Source organism: Streptomyces sp. V1I1 (genome assembly GCF_030817355.1).
In the GTDB taxonomy this organism is placed as follows: domain Bacteria; phylum Actinomycetota; class Actinomycetes; order Streptomycetales; family Streptomycetaceae; genus Streptomyces.
In genome coordinates this window covers 266,191-282,391 of record NZ_JAUSZH010000001.1, presented here as the reverse complement: position 1 = coordinate 282,391, position 16,201 = coordinate 266,191, and the positions used below count along the sequence as shown (strand labels likewise).

At 69.0% G+C, this 16,201-nt stretch carries 15 protein-coding genes and 1 pseudogene; 6 read left to right on the top strand and 10 right to left on the bottom strand.

Annotated elements, in window-relative coordinates; all coding sequences use genetic code 11:
• Positions 1–736 precede the first annotated feature (736 nt).
• On the top strand, positions 737–1,336 hold the full coding sequence (locus tag QFZ67_RS01460) for a hypothetical protein (protein ID WP_307659270.1): 600 nt from the start codon (positions 737–739) through the stop codon (positions 1,334–1,336).
• A 6-nt stretch (positions 1,337–1,342) separates the two neighbouring features.
• Here QFZ67_RS01460 and QFZ67_RS01455 read toward each other — a convergent pair whose 3' ends face one another.
• Entirely contained in the window at positions 1,343–1,618 is a 276-nt protein-coding gene (locus tag QFZ67_RS01455; protein WP_307659269.1) for a hypothetical protein, read from the bottom strand.
• A gap of 954 nt (positions 1,619–2,572) precedes the next feature.
• Between QFZ67_RS01455 and QFZ67_RS01450 the strand changes: the two genes are divergently transcribed.
• From QFZ67_RS01450 to QFZ67_RS01440, 3 genes are all read left to right on the top strand, one after another.
• On the top strand, positions 2,573–3,835 hold the full coding sequence (locus QFZ67_RS01450) for a choice-of-anchor Q domain-containing protein (protein ID WP_307659268.1): 1,263 nt from the start codon (positions 2,573–2,575) through the stop codon (positions 3,833–3,835).
• An 86-nt stretch (positions 3,836–3,921) separates the two neighbouring features.
• Positions 3,922–5,565 carry a carboxylesterase/lipase family protein gene (locus QFZ67_RS01445; RefSeq protein WP_307659267.1) on the top strand — a complete coding sequence of 548 codons (1,644 nt, stop codon included), beginning with the start codon at positions 3,922–3,924 and terminating at the stop codon, positions 5,563–5,565.
• A 148-nt stretch (positions 5,566–5,713) separates the two neighbouring features.
• Entirely contained in the window at positions 5,714–6,226 is a 513-nt protein-coding gene (locus tag QFZ67_RS01440; protein WP_307659266.1) for a hypothetical protein, read from the top strand.
• Positions 6,227–6,374: 148 nt separating this feature from the next.
• On the opposite strand, the gene QFZ67_RS01435 is transcribed toward QFZ67_RS01440, so the two are convergent.
• Positions 6,375–7,031, bottom strand: coding sequence for a TetR/AcrR family transcriptional regulator (locus tag QFZ67_RS01435; protein WP_307659265.1), 657 nt, complete (start codon positions 7,029–7,031; stop codon positions 6,375–6,377).
• 810 nt (positions 7,032–7,841) lie between these two features.
• Complete coding sequence (locus QFZ67_RS01430) at positions 7,842–8,705, bottom strand: LLM class flavin-dependent oxidoreductase (protein ID WP_307659264.1); 864 nt, start codon at positions 8,703–8,705, stop codon at positions 7,842–7,844.
• Between the two features lie 163 nt (positions 8,706–8,868).
• Here QFZ67_RS01430 and QFZ67_RS01425 point away from each other — a divergent pair, with 163 nt between their 5' ends.
• A complete protein-coding gene (locus tag QFZ67_RS01425; protein ID WP_307659263.1) occupies positions 8,869–9,399 on the top strand; it encodes a GNAT family N-acetyltransferase in 531 nt (176 codons plus the stop codon).
• 107 nt (positions 9,400–9,506) lie between these two features.
• Here QFZ67_RS01425 and QFZ67_RS01420 read toward each other — a convergent pair whose 3' ends face one another.
• The 4 genes from QFZ67_RS01420 to QFZ67_RS01405 form a co-directional block, all read right to left on the bottom strand.
• Positions 9,507–11,015, bottom strand: coding sequence for an ISL3 family transposase (locus QFZ67_RS01420; RefSeq protein ID WP_307659262.1), 1,509 nt, complete (start codon positions 11,013–11,015; stop codon positions 9,507–9,509).
• Positions 11,016–11,649: 634 nt separating this feature from the next.
• The gene (locus QFZ67_RS01415; protein ID WP_307659261.1) at positions 11,650–12,870 is read right to left on the bottom strand and encodes an IS30 family transposase; all 1,221 of its coding nucleotides are present in this window, start codon (positions 12,868–12,870) and stop codon (positions 11,650–11,652) included.
• A gap of 130 nt (positions 12,871–13,000) precedes the next feature.
• A complete protein-coding gene (locus QFZ67_RS01410; protein WP_307659260.1) occupies positions 13,001–13,360 on the bottom strand; it encodes a hypothetical protein in 360 nt (119 codons plus the stop codon).
• Between the two features lie 78 nt (positions 13,361–13,438).
• A complete protein-coding gene (locus QFZ67_RS01405; protein WP_307659259.1) occupies positions 13,439–14,014 on the bottom strand; it encodes a TetR/AcrR family transcriptional regulator in 576 nt (191 codons plus the stop codon).
• 105 nt (positions 14,015–14,119) lie between these two features.
• Here QFZ67_RS01405 and QFZ67_RS38980 point away from each other — a divergent pair, with 105 nt between their 5' ends.
• Positions 14,120–15,184 (top strand): DUF2867 domain-containing protein, encoded by a 1,065-nt coding sequence (locus tag QFZ67_RS38980; protein ID WP_373430192.1) that lies wholly within the window; start codon positions 14,120–14,122, stop codon positions 15,182–15,184.
• A 125-nt stretch (positions 15,185–15,309) separates the two neighbouring features.
• Here QFZ67_RS38980 and QFZ67_RS38975 read toward each other — a convergent pair.
• The 3 genes and pseudogenes from QFZ67_RS38975 to QFZ67_RS01390 form a co-directional block, all read right to left on the bottom strand.
• A pseudogene (locus QFZ67_RS38975) lies at positions 15,310–15,432 on the bottom strand (ATP-binding protein); the annotation flags it as partial.
• A gap of 59 nt (positions 15,433–15,491) precedes the next feature.
• Positions 15,492–15,719, bottom strand: a complete 228-nt coding sequence (locus tag QFZ67_RS01395; protein WP_307659258.1) for a hypothetical protein — start codon at positions 15,717–15,719, stop codon at positions 15,492–15,494.
• 63 nt (positions 15,720–15,782) lie between these two features.
• Positions 15,783–16,034: a hypothetical protein gene (locus QFZ67_RS01390; protein ID WP_307659257.1), complete on the bottom strand. Its 252-nt coding sequence runs from the start codon at positions 16,032–16,034 to the stop codon at positions 15,783–15,785.
• Between the last annotated feature and the right edge of the window lie 167 nt (positions 16,035–16,201).

Sequence of the window (16,201 nt, the reverse complement as noted above, 5' to 3'; positions counted from 1 at the left end):
CAGGGGTAGGGCCCTTGGGCGTGGGTCATGCTGACGAGGAGGCGCCCTGGCGCCGACAGGCCAGCGTGGTGCGGGCCCATCCCTTCCACCTTCCGTTCCCGCACCACGCTCCACCGGGGGCCGCGCTGCCGCACCACGTCGTCAACCGATGCTCCCGGCTCCCAGCCGCGGACCACACTCCCCGGCTCGCCGATACTCGTAGCGGCCGCAACTGGGGCGTCACCCGTCTGCCGCCTGAGAACTTCCTCCCGGCGTGGATCCAGCTGACCGTTGCGTAAGCCGAACCGAGACGGCCAGCACGACACTCGGCTATTCGGGTGTCCCGCGTGTGAACGTGAACGTCAGGCTCGACGAGCCCGCCAGCTCCCCGCCGTAGCCCAGCAAGGAGATCTGGCCCTTCGCGCTGACCTCGGCGCGATCGTGACCTCGGTGAGCTGAAACTCGCCGCAGTTCACAGGTAGTTCGGCGATGGTCGAACGCATCGGCTCAAGGAACCCGGTGACGCGCTGCTGGAAAACGGCGACGGGAATCTCGGCCCGGCCGACCCGCCATTCCTGCGAGCGCCTGAACAGGGAGCGGTCGTCGCTGTCCTCCAGTCCGAGCACCCGCGCACGACGTCATTGCCCTCGGCCACGTCGGTCTGCGGCTCTTCGCGCTTCGGCCCATCAGTTTGCGAGCATTGGCTTTCGCTGCGCAACGGCCACGGCCGGGGGGGTTGCGCTCCAGCCTCCGGGCGTTGCGCAGCACCCGCGGCATCGACGTCAAAGTGACGCTGAGGGCCCTGCCGTTCACTCCACCCGTAAAGCTGTATCTGCTGAACCGCTCCGAGGCGTTGTTCGGGTACCACACCGTCAAGAAGCGGGAGGGGCAGATCGCGGAGACGGCGACCGAGATCTATGACGCGCTCGGCAGCGATTCCGTGCTGTTCCCGTTCGAAGTCGGTGGCGGAACCAAGGAGGTGACCGTTGTGACGCGGTCGCAGGCGTGGTTCGACGGCCTGTGGGGGACGATCGCCACGGAGATTACCCTCGGGAGACCAGCCACCGGTTCCGGAGGAGCGGTACGGAGCCAGAGCTCTCAGCCACGTGAGCACGACCGCGCCTCTCCAGAGACACGTCAGGCCCCGGACGGCGACGATGGCTTGGAGCTGTCGGCGTTCGAACGCCTGCCGTCCCAGAGCCACCTCATGCGGACCTCCGGAGCCACCAGCCTGACCGTGCAGAAAGCCATCCGCGCTCTGGGACGCAGGCCTCGTCCGCGGTCCGCCAGGGACGCGGAACCTTCTCCACCGCCGCGAGCCCCGCCTGCCCCCAGGACACCGCCGCCGATCTGCTGACCCTCCCTACCGCCATGAGCGGACGGATCGACGCCGCTGCCAGCCGGCCTGGCATCCCTGCCCGACTCCCTCACCGATCTCGCCACCTTCCTGCGCATCGACCCCGACCTGGTCGCCGCCGCACTCCTGCCCGACCCCGGCCCCGACCTCACCAGCGCTGCGTACGAGACCTGGATCAGCGCGCTGCCGCAGGGCGACAAGGACGCCGTCCTGCTGCGTCTGCTGCACGACGACGATCCCTACGCCGTCGCTGAGCTGCGCCGCCGCTTCCGCTGCGCCCACCCGGCCGCTACATGCGCCGAGCCCGGCCGCACCGTCCTGCGATCGCGTCGCGGCCGCGGCGCCGGGCAGTGGGCGTCGGCGCGAAGCACGAGACGGCACCTGCTGCAGAAGCGGCTGTCCGGCGTCGACGAGATGGTCATCTCACTTGCGGCAATGGACTGACGACCGGCGAGGTCCAAGCCCACCGAGCGGAGGTCTATGCCGCCGACGCGTCCCGCCGGTCCGGTGCCGTTAGCGGACGGCATTGGTGACCAGCTCGCTGACGATCAGCTCCGGGGTGAAGGCAATGCCGGTGGCCGGGTGCCTGACACCTTGGCCGCTTTGGTGCGCCATCCCGATCTGTTGAGTGATACGTGCCCTTCGGTGGCCAGCTGCTCCGTGGGGGTCGACCGCCGGAAGAGTCTGTGAGCTGCTGATTCTGCCCATCTCTTACAACACCTGCGGCTACGTATCTGCCGCCAACGGTCCGGGGCCGCTGCGCCGCGTTCGCGCGCGAACGGCATAACGAACTCGCTGTTCGTCGCGCTTCGCACCTCCCCGGTCGTCCGAGGGCCGATCAATACGACTTCGGGCCATGGCCGCTGTTTCCCTGTCAGTTCTGTAGACAGCTCCGACTGTGAATGGAACGCTCACTACAGAGAGGCAGGGTTGTCGCCGAGAACGCGTCGTCCTGCCTGCGCAGGGGACGGCTTTGACGGGCAGGTCGGTGTGACACCAGGTGGGCTTGGGCCGTGGTGCGCAGCGGTGCCCGGCGGGGCCGTCGGCGAGCCGAAATGGTTTTTCGCTCCCGCACTCGGCGGTGGCGATTGCGTTCGTCCGCGCTTTCCTTCTCCACGGCTGCTCACCCCGCAGCCCAGACCGGCCTCGGAGCGATCCCGGCAGGTCGTGAAACCCCGGCAGACATTGCCAGTCGGAGCACCAGTCAGCATTCCTTCGCGGACAGGAGTTCACCAGATGAGCAACCGAGCCACCCCAGGAGCACTCGCCGTCGTCGTACTCGTCACGTTGGCGAACTTGGCCGCCGCCGCCTCCTCCGCCTCCGCCTCCGTCTCTGCCGCGGCCAAGGCCGCCGGGCCGACTGAGTTCACCGTGGACACCACCTCCGACGCGGTGGACGCGGACCCGTCGGACGGCGTCTGCCGCACCGCGGCCGGTGCGTGCAGTCTCCGCGCGGCGGTGATGGCCGCCAACTCCCGGCCGGGCAGCACGATCACGCTGCCCGCCGGCCGGTACCGGTTGACCATCCCGCCCAACCCCCTGTTGGTCATCGGATCGCACCCCGACCCGAGCACCGGTGACTTGAACGTCAATGCGCCGACCACGATCCGGGGCGCCGGCACGCGTACCGCCATCATCGACGCCAACCGCATCGACCGGGCCTTCCGCATGCGGGCGAACACCTGGCTGTCCGACCTCACCGTCACCGGAGGAGTCGCCAGGCAGCGCGAAGTGCCCATCACCGACACCGGTGGCGGCGGCATCGCCAACGACAAGAACATGACCCTGAGGCGGGTTGCCGTGACCGGGAACTCCGCCGGATACGGAGGCGGCCTCTTCAACACCCCGGATTCGCACCTGGACCTGATCGACAGCACCGTCAGCGGGAACATCGCGGGGGAAGCCGGGGGAATCAGGTTCGACGACAGCGGCACAGTGGTCAACTCGACGATCGCCGACAACCGCGTGATCGATCCCGGCGGCCGTCCCGGCAGCCTCGGCGGCTACGGCGGGGGCGTGGACATCCGTGGCCTGGGGCCCGTGAAGATCCTCAACTCGACCATCACCGGCAACAGCTCGACCGACGGCGGCGGCGGAATCAACATCGCGCCCGCCTACCTGGACAGCCTGCCCTCGCCGATCACCGACATCATCGATCTGCCACTGGGACATCTCACCCTGCAGAACTCGATCGTGGCAGGCAACACCAGCGAGGACGCGTCCGGTGACTGCAAGAAGGTCTTCGCTGACATCGAATCGCATGGTCACAACATCGACAGTGACGGCAGTTGCCACCTCACCGCCGCGGGCGACCTGCCAAGCCGTACGCCGCTGGTCGGACCTCTCGCCGACAACGGCGGGCCCACAGACACCAACGCGCTGCTGCCCGGCAGCCCTGGCCTCGACGCGGCCGCCCACTGCCCCGCTACCGACCAGCGCGGCGTCCCCCGTCCCCAAGGCGCCGCCTGCGACATCGGCGCCTACGAACACACGCAGTGACACCGGTAACCCTGCTGCGACGGGAGCACCAGACAGGCACCCGCCGTGTGCTCGCGTCCGCCACCGAAGGAAACAGAAGGAGACCGATGAGATCCCGCAGCGTGCGCCGCACCGCGACCCGCGCCGTGACCGCCGTCGCGGCACTGCTGCTGTCGATCACGGCACCCCCGGCAGCCTCCGCCGACTCCGGACACGACCCTCTGGTCGTCCGCACCACGCACGGCACGGTGCGCGGCGCCGCCGGTCCCGATGGCGGCCGGGTCTTCCAGGGCATCCCCTTCGCTGCCTCCCCGACAGGGGAGTTGCGCTGGCGCCCGCCCCAGCCGGCCGCAGCGTGGTCCGGCGTACGGGACGCCACCGCACCGGCCAGCCCCTGTCCCCAATTACCGCTGACGCTCCTCCCGGATGGCGGACCGGTCCTGCCAGGTGACTCCAACCGGACCGGCAGCACCACGGAGGACTGCCTATACCTCAATGTGTGGACCCCGGCCCGGACCGGCAACAGGACCCTGCCAGTGCTGGTGTGGTTGCACGGCGGCGGCAACGCCTACGGCGCCGGAAGCGATTACAACGGCGCGGCGCTGGCCGCGCGGGGCGTGGTCGTGGTCACGGTCAACTACCGCCTCGGAGCACTGGGGTTTCTCTCCCACCCCGCCCTGTCGGCCGTGAGCGCGGACCATGCCTCGGGTGACTACGGCCTGATGGACCAGCAAGCCGCGCTGCGGTGGGTACGGAGCAACATCGGAGCGTTCGGCGGCGACCGGACCAGGGTCACCCTCGCCGGCCAGTCCGCCGGATCAGTCGACACCTGCCTCCACATCACCTCGCCGACGGCGAAGGGCCTGTTCCACCGGGCCGTCCAGCAGAGCGGCAGCTGCGTATCCCACGGCGCTCTCACCCCGCTCACCCTGGCCGCGGCCGAGATGAAGGGGCAGAGCTTCGCGGCCTCGGTCGGCTGCACCGCCCCGTCGACCGCCCCTGCCTGCCTGCGTGCCGTACCCACCACCGAGCTCATCCGCGGCGCCCCCGGGGCCGCCCCACCCTTGTGGGGAGCCAATACCGGGCCGAGCATCCTTCCGGTCTCGCCGGACAAGGCGTGGGCTGCGGGGCGGGTGAACGCGGTGCCGACACTGAGCGGCAGCACCCACGACGAGTACCGGTACTTCACAGCGCTGTATGTGGACCTGCTCGGCGGCGGGCCGCTCACGCCCCAGACGTACGCCGCCTTGATCAGACTGCAGCATCCCGACCGGGCGGCCGCCGTCCTCGACACGTACCCGGCCTCCGCGTACCCGTCCCCCAACCTGGCCTATTCCGCCGTCGGCACCGACCAGCGGTTCGCCTGCCCGGCGAGAGCGGACAGCCGCCTGTACAGCGGCCGGGTGCCCGTCTACGCCTACGAGTTCAACGATCCCCAGGCGCCGCCGTTCATCCCCGCGCCACACACCCCGCAGGGCGCGTTCCACGCTTCGGAACTGGCCTACCTGTTCCCGATGAACGCTCTGCCACTACTGACTCCCGCCCAGCGCCGGCTGTCCGCCACGATGGCCGGCTACTGGGTCAGGTTCGCCGCCACCGGCAACCCCAACGGGCCGGGAGCGGCCATCTGGCCGCGATACGCTGCCGACCGCGACCGCATCCAGGTACTCGCCCCGGACCGGATCGCTCCCACCACCGGCTTCGCGGCCGACCACCGCTGCACGTTCTGGCAGCCCTCCGGCACCTCCTGACGGGCGCCTCGTCGCTCTACGGAGCGGGTCCACTTCCGCTCCGACGGGCCCCTTCGGCGGCCTCGCCCCGTACGGTGAGGCCGCCGTCCCGGCCCCCGCGCTGGGGTACGGCTGCCTACAGGGATGGCTGCATATCCACAGCGACTGGGTGATCTTGGAGCCGGTCGATGCCGCCTATCGCCCCACCGCACCCGGCCATCAGTCCATCACCGTACTGCTGACCAGCCTGTGCCGATGGGCGCAGCCGATTCTGCGCTACGACATGGGCGACAGCGTGCTGTGGCGTCCGGATCCATGCCCGTGCGGGGACCCGCTGCCCGCGATCAAGGTCCGCGGCCGCGCCGCGGACCTGCTGTCCTTCTCACGCCGAGACGGCGAGTCCGTCCGTATCGTGCCGATGGCATTCGAGACCGTCACCGAGCGTACCCCTGACGTCGACTTGTTCCAGATCGTGCAGATGAATCCCACCACCTTGCAGGTGCGGATACGGCCGACCCCCGGAGCGGATCCGGACAGGGTGTGGAGCGCGGTGCGAACCGAGATCGTCGGCCTGCTCACGGCCCATCAGGTGGGCCACTGCACCGTCGAACGCGCCCACGAGCCACCCCCGCAAGCCCAGGCGGCAAATTCCGCGTTGGCATCCCCTTCACGTGACCCATGAGCGCGCGCACGGTGTGCCGGCCGGGCCATGGGCTTCGTGCTTCAGGGGGTGCTTTCCGCGAGTAATGGTCACGAGCACCGGCGGGACACTCGGCCCGCGGCCAGGCGTGCCCGGCAGTGCGGGGCGGCCTCGTCTGTCTGGCGGCGACCTACCGGTTCGCGACACTTCCGGGACGCGGGGCCCCCGCGGATGCCTTTCCCAGGGGAACGCCGTGGTGGGCCGCCAAGGCCATCAACGCGACGTGAAGCGGCTCTGTCTCCAAGTCAGTGATTGGTTCGAACCAACGGGCAACGGCGGTTCCACTCGCCGTTCTGAGGGTGAAGCGGGCAAGTTCGTCCGACACCTCCGGGCGGCCGCGCAGGTCGAAGACGACACTCAGGGAGTCCTGGGCCCATGCAGCCAGGGCGTCGCGGTAGTGGTGCAGCTCGGCCACGGCCGCCCTACTGGCGTTCTGCTGCAACATGCCCAGCCCGAGCAGCAGCTTCAGGCCGTGCGGGTGGCGTTGGAATCCGTCTCTGACCGCTTCGAGGAAGTTGTTCAGCCGTTGTGCAACGTCCGCGCCGGGTACCTCGACCGACGGCAGGGCTGCCAGCAAGGTAATTCTGGCGCGTTCGAGCACCGCGACGTAGATGCCGTCCTTGCTGCCGAAGTGCCAGTAGATGGAGCTGGCGGGGAGGCCGCATGCGGCGGAGATCATCGAAATGGACGAGGCGGCGTAACCGTGCCGCGACATCAGCTCGGTGGCGGTGTCGAGGATCGCGTCGCGTGACCGCATGCCGCGGTCATGGCCAGGTGCCTCCGTCATGCGACCGACTCTAGCCTCGCCGTTTCATTTGGTGTGCGGTCGGGTTTTGAGCGGGAAGGTGAAGGTGCCTTCTGAGCTGGGACGATGAGTCTTGTCGAGGGGGCCTGTCGTCACCAGAGGAAGGCACTTTCTGCGTGCAGGCCAGTCGGTTCACGTCCCAAGTTCGTCGTATCCGCCGACGGAACGGGGGTGGTCGGGCAGGCCGGGGCACGGTTGTTGCCTGATCTCGCCGATGCCACTGGACAGACCACCGCGTACTCCGCCGCGCTGCGGTCGCTTCGGCCGCGCGGGATCGAGCTGATCAGTCTGCGACAGGCTTTCCCAGCACAGACGGAGGAACTTGGCGCCGGCTGATCGAGCGCCAAGCGCCACCCTGACGCACGTCGAGGCGATCCTGAAGCTCAGTCAGCTGATCGGCAGCCTGGCCCCGCAGATGTATGTGCTTACGAACCCTCGGGATGAGCCGAGCGGCCGGCGGGGGCACCGAGACTCTGGACGAGGTCTGCCGGAAGGCTCAGCAGCGTCATCGAACCGCTCGCCCCAAACATCGACTTCAAGCTCGTAGCCGCGAGAGAACGGACCGTGCGGGCAGCCGCACTCCGCTAACCCGAAGGCGCGCTGTCCCCCAGAGAGATGCTCCGTCACGCAGGTGGCGCGGACCGCGGGTTGTCCCGGACAACGCGTTGACCAGCTCGGGCAGTGGCGTCGTGTTCGGAACAGCCTGTTTTTGGCAGGGTGAACGGGTTCAGGCACAGATTCCGTGAAGTCGATCGTGTTGCCGTGCCCCGGTGACGCTCCGTAAGGCCCTTGTTAGTAAAGGGCCGGCGGCCCCTGCTCAATGCGGCGCAGCACCGGCGTGAGCTGGTCGAGTTCATCGCTGCCCTGGAGCTGCCGTTCGTCCCACCAGGTGGCGCCGGCGTCCAGCAATGGCCCGATCAAGTCGCGCGCCTTCGCGCCCTCGCCGGCAGTCGCGCCGCCGAGGACGATCTCGAAGGGACTGTCCTTCTGGTCGTCGCGGTGCTGGTGAAGGTATGCGATCAGGTCGCGGACCTGGTCGACGGGCGGAACGTGGCCGTGCCTGGCGGAAGCGAACAAGGGGACCGCGCCGTCCCAGCGGGCGGCGCGGCGCATCGGCGGGCGGTTCGGCCAGAATCCGGCAATCCAGACCGGCGGTCGGGGGTGTTGCACGGTGGCGGGCAGCAAGGTCACGTCTCGTACCTGGTAGTGCTGTCCGTCGTGGTTTACGGGCTCGCCCGACCAGTAGCGTTGCAGCAAGTGCAGTCCCTCGTCGAGGCGTTGGGCGAGTACGAGGAGGTCGGTTGTGTCGCCGAAGCTGCCGTACTCGTCCTCGATTGGACCGCCCAGACCCGCCCCGAAGATGACCCTGCCGCCGCTGAGGGTGTCCAAGGTGGCTACTTGGCGGGCGAGTTGCTGCGGACGCCGCCGGGCGACGGGGGTGACCAGCGTGCCCAGCCTGATCCGCGACGTCGCCAGCGCTGCGGCCGTCAGCAACATCCAAGGATCCCCGAACGGCCGCTGGTGCCGTCTGTGCACAACGTGGTCCCAGACGAACAGCCCATCCCAGCCCGCCTGTTCCGCCGCTGCGGCGACGGTCGCCACCGTCCTGGGATCGGCGAAGTCCCCGAAGTTCGGGATGTTGATGGAGAAGCGCATTCCCGCATAGTCCTCCCGCACGGCCAGGCGCGGCAATCGGATAACAGGACATGGCCATCCGAGCGTGTGCAGGTGGAGACCCGGCCGCGGACCGTCGTTGGTCACACCCGGTCGGGAGATAAATCCGTTGGTCACGCTCGCCGACACTGGCAATACTTCCGCTATGGATCCGGTGACGCTCGAGACCCCCCGCCTGCTGCTGCGGTCCTTCACTTCCTCCGACGCGGATGCGGTGTACGAAGCCTGCCAAGATGCGGACATTCAGTACTACACGCCGGTGCCGTCGCCGTACCGGCGCGAGGACGCAGAGAAGTACGTCAAGGAGGTTGTCGCCAAGGGCTGGGCGACGGACCACGATCACATCCTTGGCGCGTTCCGCAAGGACAACGACGCCTTGGTCGGTTCCTGCTGCTTGTCCGCACGCGGCCGGGGTGTCTACGAACTCGGCTACTGGGCCGCCAAAGAGCAGCGGGGCTGCGGGTACTCGACAGAGGCCGCGCGGGCGCTATGTGAGTGGGGCTTCACCGCGCTTGAGGCACACCGCATCGAGTGGTGGGCGATGGTCGGGAACACGGCCTCGCGCGCACTTGCCGAGAAACTCGGCTTCGCCCTTGAGGGAACCCTCCGCAACCGCAGCATCGCCAACGATGGCCAACCGCACGACTGGTGGGTGGGCGGACTCTTGAAGCCCTGACACCACTTCCGCCACCACTTCGGGCTCGGTTCGGAGCTCGGCCATTCCTGCCGGAGCCAGACGCCCCGCGCGGCCGAGGCTCCAGCCGTGGGGCTGTGAGCTGGCGGTCAAGGATGTTTCGGCTCGGATGCGGATTTCGCTCTGCGGCTGGCGGCGATGAGCAGAACCTTCTTGCGGAGGAGCGGGAGCCCGGACCGCCCGAATAAGGCCCTTTTGAGAGCCTTGAGATCATTGACTCTGCCCTCGACCGGGCCGGAGCTCCACTCCGTGCTCAGCCCGTAGATGACTGCGTCGAGGTCGGGGATCAGTCCGGCGGCGAAGGAGGTCAGGCCGCACTGCTCGTCGGCGCAGACGTTGGCGATCCACCCGCGCAGCCGGTCGCCTTCGCGGTTGCTCATGATGGTCGCGAAGGTGCGGACGTGGCCGGTGGCGGCCGTGAGCTCGGGCGAGCGGGCCAGCAGCGCCTTGAGCTGCAATTGGTCATCCGTGCGCAGGTGGTCGGGATGGCTCATGATCCAGCGGGTGGCCTCGCGGGGCGAGGGCGGCCGGGCCATCGGCGGCCGGCCGGAGGCGGGTCGGCGTCTGGGACGCAACGGGTGGACGTAGTCGCGCAGGGTGCTGTTACTGCATCGGGCGCCGCGTTCCTGGATCTCGCGGTGGAGCCGGGACAGGTTCGTGCAGCCCTCGGTGATGCGTTGCTCCAGGTAGGGCCGGTATGGGTCGAGCTTGCTGGTCCGGTCTTGCCACTGGCCGTGCAGCATCGCCTCCGGGGTGGCGGCGCGGGCGTACTTGCGCACGGTGTTGCGGCCCAGCCCGAGTCGACGGGCGACTTCGCGCAGGCTCAGGCCCTGCTCGACCTGGGCGCGGACCGCGGCGTGGGTGTCACGGAGCCGGTCGAGGAACTTCCCCGGCGGGTAGGGCTCGGGCGGCTTCTCCCTGACCGGGGCCGGCTCGGGCTCCGGTTGTGACTCGGGCACCGGTTCGGGCTCGACGAGGTCACGCAGGAGAGCGCGGTGGCGGGAGACGAGGCGTTCGACGGCTTCGCCGAGGTTGTGCCACACATGCCATTTGTCCGCGCAGTGCTGGGCCTGCGAGGCGCCAGCGCGAGCGCCCTCGGCGAAGAACGCCGCACGGTCACGGCAGACGATCTCGACGCCGGGGTGCTCGCGCAGCCAGGCGGCCAGGGTCCCGGCCTCGCGATCGGGCAGCAGGTCCAGGGGCTGGCGGATCTCGCAGTCGATCAGGATGGTGCCGTACCGGCGGCCCTTCCGGGTGGCGAACTCGTCCACCCCCAGCACCCGCGGCACCGCCCAGGCCGGCTCCGGCAGCGCCATCACCACGCGCAGCACGGTCATCCGGCTGACCACAATGCCCAGCAGCAGCGTCAGACGGGCCACGGCGCGAGCGGCCAGGACGACACCGAGTGCGCCGATCACCCGCTGCAGGACGGGCGTTCGCCGACCGTAGCGGCTGGTCAGCCCGTCCACCTGCTCGGCGAACGTCACCCGTGCACAGCCGCCGTTGTCGCAGAACGGCCGGCGCACCGACAAATCGATGAGCACCGGCCGGGCGCCGACCGGCGCATCGGCGATCCTGCGCCCATAGCGGCTGTGCACCCGAGTCGACGCCGAACCGCACCCCGGACAGACGGCCACTGTCCCGTCGTGCTCGCCGCGATCCGTAGCACGCCGCTCTCCACCACCACGTGTTCCACCAGCACCGTAACCAGGTGCGGGAACATCAGCTCCAGCAAGTTCTCACACAGCCGAAGGATGACGCCGCATGCGACGGAGCGTCACCGGCGCACGGCAGCACGATCGACTTCACGGAATCTGTGCCTGAACCGGTGAACGGAAGCCACCCGGGCAACGGGAACGAGAGCCACGTTGCTCCATCCGTGAAGACCACGGACATCGACACAGGTTCATGATCGGCAACGGAAATGGGAGCCACCCCCATCGGGTGACATCCGGCGGTGCCGGGTGGGGCCCGGGAGTGGCTGCGGTAACGATGCGGTGGGAAGCGAGTAAGTTGGCGGTCCCGGGCCCTGCTGGCCTGTGTCCCTGACAGGCGCGTTTGGAAGGGCCCGGCCCGAGCGGGGGTTTCTACCTCGCCTCAGGCGTCCTCGATGATCGAGCAGACGGTGGATGGCTCTCTGCAGGGGCGGTCGTCGGCGGCCCCGTGGATTAGACCGACCGCCACTTGATGGTGGCGGTTTCTAGGGATCGTCGCAACACGTGATCGGTTGTGTCAGGCGGCGAGCAGTTTATGCAGGCGCTCGGCTGGGGTTTCCCAGCCGAGCGTTTTGCGTGGGCGGCCGTTGAGTTCGGCGGCGACAGCGGCCAGTTGCTCGCGGGTGTGGACGGACAGGTCGGTTCCCTTGGGGAAGTACTGCCGCAGCAGGCCGTTTGTGTTCTCGTTCGAGCCGCGCTGCCAGGGACTGGCGGGGTCGCAGAAGTAGACCGGGATGTCGGTGGCGACGCTGAAGGCATGGTGGGCGGCCATCTCCGATCCCTGGTCCCAGGTCAGCGAGCGTGTCAGATGCGACGGCAGGGTCTTCACGGTCTCCACCAGCGCGTCGCGCATGTGCGCTGCGCTGCGGCCGTCAGGCAGGTGCACCAGCATCACGTAGCGGGTCGCCCGTTCGACGAGGGTGCCGATCGCTGAGCGGTTGTCCATCCCGATGATCAGGTCCCCTTCCCAGTGGCCGGGCACCGCCCGGTCCTCCGCCTCTGCCGGGCGTTCGCTGATCATGACCATCGGATGCGTGAAGCGCGGCTGACGACAGGCCGCCTGGCGCTGCGGGCGGCGGCGGGCGCGGCCCGAGCGAAGGGCCCGGGCCAGCTCGCGGCGCAGTTCTCCGCGGCCCTGAACGTACAGGGCCTGGTAGATCGTCTCGTGCACCACGTGCATCTCCGGCTGGTCGGGGAAGGTCCGGCGCAGACTCTCGCAGATCTGTTCCGGGCTCCACTTCAGGTCCAGGCCGTCCTGGATGAAGTCCCGCAGTGCGGTGTTCCGACCGATCTTGCCGGGCTTGGGGCGGGGCCGGCGGGCATCCGCGCGGGCCTGGGCGGCGTGTGGGCGGTAGTGCCACTGGCTGCCTCGGCCGGGACTGCGGTTGCGGTGGATCTCCCGGCTGACGGTGGACGGGCTGCGGCCCAGTTCGGCGGCGATCGCCCGGACGGTGGCCTTCTCCCGCAAGCGGTCGGCGATGTGGATGCGCTCGGTCTCGCTCAAGTACCGGGACGGTGCGGCAACGGGCGCCCGCTCGATGTGAGCGGGCGCCCGAAGCCTCTGCGGATCCGTCCGGCCATGACGCCACTCGCGACCGGTCCGCTCATGCACGCCGACAAGCCGGGATGCTTCTTTGTTGCTGTAGCCCTGTTGCACGAGCCGGAAGTATTCCGCCCGCTCACCACGGAGCTTCCTGGGCCCCTGCGGCTTGCGATCCCCACGGATCTCGAAGTCCATCGCATCCCCTGAGCTGAGGCGTTGCGACGACCGCTAGAACCCAAGTGGTCAGCGAGGGGCTTCAGGCTGCCGACTGATCGGCGTGATTCGTGCAGCCAGGTTCAACATCAGCGCTTGTCTGGGCGACGAGTCAGGACTCGTTGGCCTGGGCAAGGATCGCCTCGATGCGGGCTGCGGCCTGTCTCCAGACGGTGCGGAACTCTCCCTTGTCTACCTGTGCTTCGCGCCAATGCGCATTCTCGTCTCGGGAGCGGAAGCTGAACAGGATCGCGCGGTTGGTCATCTCGGCGTCGACCTGCATGTGGTCGAAGGTGTCACCCAGGCTCAGTTGATACCGCTCGTGCGGTTCGCCGCTCTCGGCCAGGCGGGCGAGATCTTGCAGGTCACAGTAGTGCGGATAGAATGCCGTTGTACTTCCGTCGCCTATCGGCCCAGCCGTCGAGCAGGATCTGGAAGAGACCGAACCGCCGTAAGCCGACCGCTCGTTCATCGCCCGACGATTCCGTCCTACGCAAGGATTTCGGGCCGGTCGAGGCCGCCCCGCACGCCGAGGCCGTGGCCGCGACCCTCAACTGGTACCGCCACCGCTAGGGCGGTCGAGCAGTAGATCGCCAGCGCGGGCGAGGACCTGGGCCCGGGAGCGGCCGTCGTGGTCGGCGACGAGGAAGTGCGCGCCGATCGCCACGCAGAAGGCGAGCAGGCTGCGGGCCTCGACCTCGTCGGGATCGGCGCAGAAGGTGCCGATCATCTCGCGCAGCAGCGCCATGCGCCGGTTGTCCACCCGGCGCAACCGTGCGGCGACCGCCTCGTCGCGGCGGGCCCAGTCGCGGATCGCGAGGTCGATGGGGAGCAGGCGGTCGCTGGAGAAGGTGAGCACGCCCGCGCGATGGATCTTGGTCTTCGGGTCGCCGCCCTCACGCTCGACGCGATCGATCACCTCGTCGGTGCTCTCCCGCTCCCAGCTGTCCAGCATCGCCCCGAGCAGCGCGTCACGGTCGGCGAAGTAGCCGTAGAAGCCGCCCTTGGTGACGCCCAGCCGCTTCGCCAGCGCCTCCACGCGAACGGCGTCCGGGCCGCCGGCGGCCAGCGCCCGCAGCCCCTCCTCGACCCATCGCTCACGCGGGGTGCGAACCGCGCCCACCATGTGCGTCACCTCACTTCTCGGTCATATATACGCCAGCGTATAACGCGCGCTAGCCTCGCCTTATACGTCAGCGTATATCTCGAGGTAGGGAAGGCTGCAGTGGCAATGAGGCTCCCTGGCACAGCCCACACCGATCAGCCGTGGCGGATCCACGAGCTCACCCCCGACTTCCGGCTGGAGGACGTGTGGGCCTTCCGCGCGCCCGGAGCCGGACCGGACGACTTCCCGGTGATGCTCGCCGCGATGCAGGCGGCCGGCGGACCGGGGACTGGCTCCTGGCCGGTACGGTTCCTGTTCGCGCTGCTCTGGAAGCTTGGCGCCCTCTTCGGATGGGACGAGCCCAGGGCGGCGCGCGTAGCGCCCCTGCGCGACCGTCTGCCACGCGATCTCCGCGAGACCGCCGGCGGCTCGGTCGCCGGGGACTCCCCGTTCACCTCGGTGTACGAGCTCGGCAACGAGTGCGCCCGCGAGCTGGCGAACAAGACCGTCCACGCGGTCATGCACCTCGGCTGGGCCCCGGCCGCCACCGGCGGGCACGAGCTGCGCATGGCCGTCCTCGTCAAGCCCAACGGCCTGCTCGGACGCCTGTACATGGCCGCCATCGCCCCGTTCCGGCATCGCGTCGTCTACCCGGCGCTGACCCGCCAGTGGGAACGCGCGTGGCAGAACCGCAACGGCTCGGCCACGGTCCACGGCGCCGTGGGGACGTACAACGTCTCGGCGTCCGTCCTCGCCCTCAGCTCGCTGCCTGACATCGACTACGTCGACTTGTTCATCCTCGAAACCGGCCTCGACGCGACCCCGGAGCAGTGGGCCCGGGCGATGTTCGGCGACGTCCCCAGCGCCGCCGAAAAGCTGATCTGGCGCGGGTTTCTAGGTCTCCGCCTCAGCCCAGGCCGTTCCCCGCACACGGTGGCCGGCTGGCGCATCGCCGCACGCGGCGACAGCTGGATCCGTCTCGAAACCGCCTCCGGGTTCCTGAGCTGCAACCTCGTAGTCCACACCGCCGAAGGGCAGGTCTCCCTGGCCACCTACCTGCACTACGACAAATCCCTCGGCCGCCTCATCTGGCACCCGCTCTCCGCCATCCACCGCCGCCTGGCCCCGGGCCTCCTGCACGAGGCTGCAACAAAAGTAGCCACAATGACAGAGCCCAACACGGAGAGCTGAGCAGGAAATCGGGACGGCGCGCGCCTGAACCGTTCCCGATCACCCTGCGTTACGTTGAGGCTAGGTGCAGGTTCGGGGGAGGATGCCGTGTGGGCCTTGCGCTCGGCTTCGGTGGCCTGGAACCGATAGGACTCAGTCCGGGTCTGGATCAGCGTGCAGCGGAAGGCGATTCGGTCGGCGAAGGCCGCGCAGAGCCTCGGGTCGTCGAAGATCTTGTCCCACTCGGCGAACGGCGAGTTGGTGGCCACCGCGGTGGCCTTGCACTGCGGGGGAGTGGGGTGGAGTGGGCAGCCTCCACCCCAGGATCTCAACGGCGGACGATGGTGACGGTCACGGTCGTTGCTGCACCGCCAACAGCCGTTGCGGCGCCGAAAGCGGCGACGGCTTGGATTGGCTCCGTGTTGCCCATTGCGATCAAGGCCAGGATTGCGGCGGCGGTCAGCAGCGCCACCAGCGCCGGCACCCACTGGGCCGCCTGCAGGAGCCGATGTGAGGGCCTGGCACAGGTGGGCAGTTGGAGAGGCTCATCCGGCATGGGAACCCCCTGACGCCGTCCTGCGCGTGACTCCCGGATGGGTTCTGGCCCGGCTGGTCTCACTCACTGGTGGCATAGGGCGTCTCGCTCGCTCTGTGACGACTCTCCGAGATAGCCCAAGGGGGTGAGCAGGTGCTCGGCTCCCGCTGGCCCGGTCACCTCCTGGAGGTGCTCGTCGACCTCAGCGCGCAGTGCCGGTTCGGCGGCACCGACGCGCGCGGGGGAGGTGTCCCAGTCCTCATTGCACAGGAATCCGCTGCCGTCCAGGGAGCGGTAGCAGTACACGGCTTCGATGGGTTCGTCGCGCAGGATCACCCGCGCCGAGGCCTACCAGCGGATCACCGAGCTGGCCGACGCCGGCGACCCGGCCGTCATCGCTGCCACCCGCCAGACCTGGGTACGCCGCGCGGACGTCGGCCCCGAAGAAGCCCCCGTCCGGCGGCTGTACGTCCTGGAGCGCACCGACACCGGCGTCTTCGTCG

What these genes read in the sequence shown, in the direction of transcription:
- QFZ67_RS01450 (WP_307659268.1), top strand. Translation starts at nt 2,573, where the DNA reads ATGAGCAACCGAGCCACCCCAGGAGCACTCGCCGTCGTCGTACTCGTC.
- QFZ67_RS01445 (WP_307659267.1), top strand. Translation starts at nt 3,922, where the DNA reads ATGAGATCCCGCAGCGTGCGCCGCACCGCGACCCGCGCCGTGACCGCC.
- QFZ67_RS01435 (WP_307659265.1), bottom strand. Translation starts at nt 7,031, where the DNA reads ATGACGGAGGCACCTGGCCATGACCGCGGCATGCGGTCACGCGACGCG.
- QFZ67_RS01430 (WP_307659264.1), bottom strand. Translation starts at nt 8,705, where the DNA reads ATGCGCTTCTCCATCAACATCCCGAACTTCGGGGACTTCGCCGATCCC.
- QFZ67_RS01425 (WP_307659263.1), top strand. Translation starts at nt 8,869, where the DNA reads ATGGATCCGGTGACGCTCGAGACCCCCCGCCTGCTGCTGCGGTCCTTC.
- QFZ67_RS01415 (WP_307659261.1), bottom strand. Translation starts at nt 12,870, where the DNA reads ATGGACTTCGAGATCCGTGGGGATCGCAAGCCGCAGGGGCCCAGGAAG.
- QFZ67_RS01410 (WP_307659260.1), bottom strand. Translation starts at nt 13,360, where the DNA reads ATGAACGAGCGGTCGGCTTACGGCGGTTCGGTCTCTTCCAGATCCTGC.
- QFZ67_RS01405 (WP_307659259.1), bottom strand. Translation starts at nt 14,014, where the DNA reads ATGGTGGGCGCGGTTCGCACCCCGCGTGAGCGATGGGTCGAGGAGGGG.
- QFZ67_RS38980 (WP_373430192.1), top strand. Translation starts at nt 14,120, where the DNA reads ATGAGGCTCCCTGGCACAGCCCACACCGATCAGCCGTGGCGGATCCAC.
- QFZ67_RS01395 (WP_307659258.1), bottom strand. Translation starts at nt 15,719, where the DNA reads ATGCCGGATGAGCCTCTCCAACTGCCCACCTGTGCCAGGCCCTCACAT.